The organism is Paraburkholderia mimosarum LMG 23256 = NBRC 106338 (assembly GCF_000739815.1).
GTDB classification, from domain to species: domain Bacteria; phylum Pseudomonadota; class Gammaproteobacteria; order Burkholderiales; family Burkholderiaceae; genus Paraburkholderia; species Paraburkholderia mimosarum.
Genome location: NZ_BBJJ01000156.1, coordinates 1 through 5,712, shown reverse-complemented (window position 1 = coordinate 5,712; position 5,712 = coordinate 1). Strand labels below are relative to the sequence as shown.

Below are 5,712 nucleotides of genomic sequence, written 5' to 3'. Positions count from 1 at the left end.
TTACTGACAGGTGCATCAAATAGTGCGTAATTTCTCAAGCGGCGTAGCGCACATGCTTTTCCCTGAAGAGGTTACGAATCACGTGAGGCTCCTTTTGCCGGCGATACAGATGACGGCGTACATTGCTGATCAGTTCGGCCTTGTTTGCCGCTCGACTCTTGCCCAGCCCGTTGGTTTTCACATCCTGATTGAGCAGCTCGTCCGGATTCAATTCGGGGCAGTACCCAGGCAACTGAATCAGGCGCAGACGCTGCGCGTTCTCGGCCACGAACTGCCGGGCCGCCTTGGAGCGATGCACGGGATGCCCATCAACAATCAGGTAGACCTTGCGCGTCGCACCCTTGATCAGGCGCTTCATGAATTCGATGAATGTCGCATTCTTGAACTTACCCTCGAAGACCATAAAGCTCAGCGCCCCTCGATTGGTGATGGCCGAGATCATGTTGCAGCCGAAGCGTTTGCCTGTCGCGCGCACGACGGGCGTTTGTCCCTTCAGGGCGAAGCTCGTCCCACTGATGTGATCGCTACGCAGTCCCATTTCGTCACCCCAGTAGATCGTCGCCTTTTCCCGTTTTGCCTCTTTCGCGATCTGCGGATAGTCTTCGTTCAGCCAGCGCTTGATTGCAGCATCGTTTCTCCCAGGCGCTGGTTGAGCAGCAGGCGGTCGCTTCGGAAACGCAGCGCCAGCAGGCACAGGCCGGGATGGCCAGGCTCGCAGCCGAGGTTGCCACGCTGCAGGCGCAGCTCACAGCCGCTGGCACCGCGCTTTCCAGCGAGCAGGACGCGCATGCCGACACGCGCCTGACGCTGCATCAGCGCGATCTGGATGTCGAGCGTCTCGCGCAGCAGGTGCGCGACCAGACTGAACGACTGGCCGAACAGGAGAATTTTCGCCAGTCGCTTGAGGAAAAGCTGGTGCACTCGCGTGACGCCCTCGAGCACTTCCGCACGGCTGCCCGCGAGCACCGCGAACAGCAGGCCCGACGACATGAGCAGCAGGTCCAGCAGTTGCAGGCCGAGCTTCGGCATGCAAACCAGACGTAATCGTCAAGCAGAACGAGATCACGCAACTGAACAAGGACAACGCACGGCTCATCGCCGAAGCGGGCGCCACAACCAGGCAGTTGCGCGAGCAACAGGCGCTCGGCGAGCGTCAGCAGACGGTGCTCAACCAGGCGTTGGCCGACGTCGCGCGCGGCGGCGCCGAGCAGAAGGCGCTGCGCACGACGCTGGATACCCAGGTCGAGGCACTTGCGCACGCACACGAAACACTCGCGTCGCTGACGGCCGAGCGCGCTCATCTGGCGGCACAGATTGACGCCCAACAGTTGCTGCTTGCCGAGTACCGCGAGCGCCTGGGGCTTGAGGGTGCACCTGTCGGAGGAAGCCGCCAGATTTCACACGAAAAGGACACGACTTCCTGAAATCGCGCGCTCTATAGGTAGTTGATTTTTCTGGTTATTTCCAACCAAACCGCCAGATTTTGCACGAAAAGGACGATTACCCCAAGTTTGGATATGTGGCCGGTCGGAATGTTGTAGGCGAAATCGAGGCAATGCTTTCCAGCATTTAACTCGCGCCTGACGTTCACCATGACGAATGGTGCTAGACCGCTGAACTTACGCGGAAGCCAAAAACGAGGTGCGCATGGTGTGATAGTTCGTGACGATCGAGATCGGGATTTGTCACTGGCTCGGGTAGGTAATACGTGGGTGGCAACTCGATTAAATAAAAGGGTGGGTCGTCCTACTGGGTGGGGCGACAAGGTTCTCGTTGATGAATTCGTGCCGGCGCAACCCGGCCCTCAGGTCGAGGGCAGTATGCGCTTAGTCGCTGACGGCCATGCATCAAAAGAGGCAGTGTCATTGTTCGGGAAAATAGCAAAGTAAAGAAGCTCGGAAGCAGCATCGGGCGAACGCAGTGATGTGTTGCAGCGGCAAGAATTGAATGAGTAAGGAACGGGGAATTTATGCATCATGTCGAGATCAGCGATCATCCTGGCCAGCTTCGCCTGACGGCGTCCACGGTCGAGTATAAGCAACCTTCGTGGAATTTCTCGTTGTCTCAAGCCGCAATCGGAGTGGCGTCGCCTGTTCTACCTCAGGGTGTTTCGCACGCCAACATCGTCTGGATTTGCGATAGTGCGGCTGTGGGACGCATATGCATGGCAGAGGCCGTAATTGCTCAGCAAGGAGCGGCCGATTTTTGGTGTCAATCCCACACGGTCGCACCGTGGCGTGATGCACTGATTTTGAGCATATCGCCGCGCAGTATTGCTGATCCGCGGATACCGGCATCTCTACTGCCACATGAATTGGTGGGTGGCGCTCCGACTTGGATCGATCTTATCCAGCAGATTTCCAGCAAGGTTCCGAACGGTGAATTGAGCCTCGTCATTGAATTTGATTCACGGGAGCAGTCAACTCATGCGCTGTCGGAATTCGCGTTGGATGTCGTTGAGCGGTTTGGCAAGAAGGTAAAACTCATCATATTGGCGAACGTGGGCCTCCCCGATGAGCTTCAACCGCTTGCAGTCGCCACCAACGGTTTGGTTGTTATGTCTGCCGGGGTTGGTCGACTCAATCGAGCTCAAGTCGCCTCTGCGTTCGGGGTTGGGCCGGAGTCGAAGTGCGCACGTAATCTCCTCGCTCTGTCCGACGGTCAAGTCGGGCTGCTGATGTTTCTTAGTCAGTATTTGGAGCAGTCCGAGGATGGGGCGCTCGCCATGAATCAGCAAGCGATGAGCACACGTCTTCCACGCTTATATTTTGATGTCAAGACCTCACTTCTGAAGGGAGGGGTGTATGACGCGATACTCCGGTGCGCTTTTCTGCCCGAGATAACGGGCGAGGGCGCGGCTTTCGTTACCGGATATCGGCACTGTGCTCAAGCTATTTCATCAATATGCGAGCGATTCTCTACTTTCTGTTTGCGATCCGAAGGTGGGAACCGATTTTCGTGGAACCCACTTTTTAGAAAGTTCCTTCTTGAGGAGGCAATTGCCCTTTTTTCTCCTGAACACGTCGATGAGCTTAGGTCTCGTGCTTCCCAGTTGCTAACGGCTGAACGGATGCTTGAGTCGCTGTTTATGGTTAATGTGGAGGCCGGGGACTGGGGCGCTGCACGTGCGGTTATCTGCGACTATGCGCCTCGTCTTATGAGCGACGGGCAGAACGCGAGGTTAAGAGAGCTATTGGAGGTGCTGCCGGATAACGTACGTGATGCGGATCCGCTTCTGCAGTGTTGGCTTGCGCGGAGTTTGCTCAACGAAGATCTGCCGGCGGCGTGCAGAGTTTTCGAAGGAGTCCTTCAGCGAATCGGTTACCCCGGTGAAATGTCGGATTACTTTGACTGTCTCGGTTGGGCTTCGATTGCCTTGACGCTCTTAGAAGGAGGCAGCAATCAGGTCGTTGACTTGCTCAGCAGGCTTAGTGAGGTTCTCGAGTCGCATGGAGAGGAACTCGGGGCGCGTAGTCGACTGCTGGGCCTGTCGGCTATCTTGCTGGGTGGCGGGAATACGGACGCACTTCGGGAGCGGCTATCGCACTATGCTACTGAGTTGGGGGATTTGCTCGCAAAACAGCGGTTCGAAGGCGAGTTTCAACTCATTGCTGCTATCGCATTACTATCATATGACGTCATGACTGGCACGGTTGGCGTCGGGACGGCAATGATACGCGAAGTGGATCCGCTCGTTTGTGAGAAAGGTTATGCATTTCCTCTTGTCGCGAAATGGCGTTTATACATGGCAGAAGGCTTTCGTTCCCGAGGTGATTACGATTCAGCGCTGCAACTGCTTGACTCGCTACAAGAGCAGCTTTCCATTAAGGGACTGGGGAATCTGGGTGCGTCGTGTGCATGGCAGCGTCTTCTCATTCTGGTAGATTCGGGGGATTCTCGAGCCGGCCAGGCAATTGAAGATTCGGCACAAAAGGCGCGGACCAGCGATCACGCCCAGGCTGTGATCGGCCACAAGGTTGCCAGGGTGGGACTGTTGCTCCAGCAGGGAGAGTCTGCAAAGGCACTCCATTGGGCGCATGCAGCAATGTCGCTCGCTCAGGTGCACGCGGATGCGACAATGCATCTATATGCATCGCTTGCCATCGCTCATGCGTTTCTCGAAGCGGGTGATTGGGTCAGCGCGATGCCGATTGTCGAGCGGCTCCTGTTGGATGTCGAGCCTGCTGGAGATGGGCCGAGTCAGGTCTACCTGCAATTGCTTGTCGCGCGCCTTGCCATGGAGCGTTCCGACCACGATGGGATGCGCGCAGCGCTAAGGCGCGTTTTTCAGCTGACACACGCTCTGAACCGGTTTTGCAATGTTTTTTTATCCCGGTCGACTCTGTCTTTTCTCTGCACCGTAGCACTCGAATACGGTATCGCCGACAGGGACGTATCGACCGCAGTGCTCCGTCGAGGACTGGAGCCAATTGCCGAACGCTTACACGAGCGCTGGCCGTGGCGTGTCAGGATTTACACGCTGGGTGCGTTTCGGGTGGTCAAAGATGGGCAGGCAATTGAGTTTAGCGGGAAAGCGCAGCGCCGGCCGCTGGATCTGTTAAAGGTCTTGATTGCGCATGGGGGGAAGTCTGTCGACGTCAACATTGTAATGAGTGCGCTTTGGCCGGACTCACAGGGAGATGCTGCTCAGAAATCGTTCGACACGACATTGCATCGTTTGCGCAAGCTTCTTACCGAAGATGTTGTGACGCTGACGAATCGCTGCCTCTCTCTTAGTCCAAAAATGTGCTGGGTTGACATCTGGGAGTTCGATCAACTCTCCCCAATACCGGTGCATACAAATGGATCGGACGGAAAGGAAGGGTCCGGAAGAGACGTCAATACAATAATTGATCGCGTCTTCCAACTTTATCAAGGCGATTTTTTATGCTTTGAAGAAGATCAACAATGGATTTTTGGGCCCGCTGACAAAGTCAGAAGTAAGTTTTTGCGGTTTGTCCGTAAAGCTGGTGATCTGTTGGAACAGCAGGGAAATTGGTCAAAGGCCACCGAAGTGTACAGACGGGGTATTGAAGTGGATAAGCTTTCGGAGGATTTGTACCGAGCTTTGATGGAGAGTCAGCGAAGAGGCGGCAGCGTGGCTGATGCACTGGAGACATACCGGCGATGTCGACAGATGCTGTCTGTTGTGCTTAGCATAGCTCCATCGGTGCGAACGACCGCGCTGTACACACAACTGACGGAACAAAACAAAATGTGATTTGAAGGTGTGCCTGGGTGGATCCATTGCTATCGCCGGAGCACGATACCTACCGGTTTCGTGGTGAAGGACGAATCGGGCCATAACGCCGGCACGAGATCATACGCATCTCGTCGGACCGAGATGCTAGCCGGATCGGGGGACACCGCATTCGCCACGCGTTAAAAATCTCACACGCGAAGGTAAATCTCGTCGTGGAGTTCGCCAACTCATCTGAAAGCTGATGCCGCCCTTTATCAAGCAAAGATGGAGCAAGCGTGGCGACGTCCGGAACTACGTTTAATCTGCGTGGTCGCCGCAGAGATGCTGTCGGATGCCAACCGTGATGCGTGCGCCTGCGCTCAAATCCGCAGTATGCCGAACACTGTTTCTTGGCGATACCCGCGTGTCGGGTCTATAGGAATATCAACCGTTGCGAACGATGTGGCGTACGTCCGCGCAGTCGTGCGGCGTCCAACGCTATTTCCTATCCGCAGATCTCAGCTGTTCTT

Annotated in this window: 4 protein-coding genes; 2 read left to right on the top strand and 2 right to left on the bottom strand. The window is 55.8% G+C overall.

Going from position 1 to position 5,712, the window contains the following annotated elements:
- Nucleotides 1-34: 34 nt before the first annotated feature.
- Together BMI01S_RS35635 and BMI01S_RS38455 are read right to left on the bottom strand one after the other, a co-directional pair.
- Nucleotides 35-694, bottom strand: coding sequence for an IS630 family transposase (locus BMI01S_RS35635; protein WP_255217849.1), 660 nt, complete (start codon nt 692-694; stop codon nt 35-37).
- Entirely contained in the window at nt 607-1,029 is a 423-nt protein-coding gene (locus BMI01S_RS38455) for a hypothetical protein (protein WP_028232981.1), read from the bottom strand. Before BMI01S_RS38455 ends, BMI01S_RS35635 begins: the two co-directional genes overlap by 88 nt.
- Before the next feature lie 95 nt (nt 1,030-1,124).
- On the opposite strand from BMI01S_RS38455, the gene BMI01S_RS38450 reads away from it, so the two are divergent.
- Both BMI01S_RS38450 and BMI01S_RS35625 read left to right on the top strand, forming a co-directional pair.
- Nucleotides 1,125-1,424 carry a hypothetical protein gene (locus BMI01S_RS38450; protein WP_051381625.1) on the top strand — a complete coding sequence of 100 codons (300 nt, stop codon included), beginning with the start codon at nt 1,125-1,127 and terminating at the stop codon, nt 1,422-1,424.
- Nucleotides 1,425-1,969: 545 nt separating this feature from the next.
- Entirely contained in the window at nt 1,970-5,221 is a 3,252-nt protein-coding gene (locus tag BMI01S_RS35625) for a BTAD domain-containing putative transcriptional regulator (protein ID WP_081723648.1), read from the top strand.
- Nucleotides 5,222-5,712: the final 491 nt, after the last annotated feature.